The sequence below is a fragment of the Mesorhizobium sp. M4B.F.Ca.ET.203.01.1.1 genome (assembly GCF_004791025.1).
GTDB lineage: Bacteria > Pseudomonadota > Alphaproteobacteria > Rhizobiales > Rhizobiaceae > Mesorhizobium > Mesorhizobium abyssinicae.
The window spans coordinates 1-377 of sequence record NZ_SRUO01000100.1 but is presented as its reverse complement, the minus strand read 5'-3'; the positions used below and the strand labels follow the sequence as shown (position 1 = coordinate 377).

The following is a 377-nucleotide window of genomic DNA, read 5'->3' as shown; positions in this document are numbered from 1 at the left end:
CCCTTGTCGCCGCCCTTGCTGGCGGTCACCGTGCGCGTGTCGAACGCGGTGCTGGCCTTCAGCGCGGTCAGCGCCGTCTTCAGCTTGTCGAAGGCCGCGGTGACGGTGCCGATCGACGACAGCTGGGAAGGCCAGGGCCGCGTGCGCATCCGCCATGTGAACCCGACGCCTTGCACGATCCGGGCGTTCACGCCGGTGTTCGACGCCGAGCCGTAGGAGCCAGCGCCGGAACTGCCGATCTCCGTCCAAACGGGGGAGATGGCCGGCAGGTCAGAGGGGGGGCCGCTGTCCCGCCAGCGTCTCCTTATCTGAACCTCTGACGAAGCGGGCTACCCTGACCCCTTAGCCGCTAGCGGAACATCGTCGCGATCCTTCGC

1 protein-coding gene is annotated in these 377 nt (G+C 68.4%); it reads left to right on the top strand.

The window, feature by feature from the left end:
* Positions 1-216, top strand: a 216-nt coding sequence (locus tag EN846_RS35510; RefSeq protein WP_189587196.1) for a hypothetical protein, incomplete at its 5' end; no start/stop codon positions are given.
* Positions 217-377: the final 161 nt, after the last annotated feature.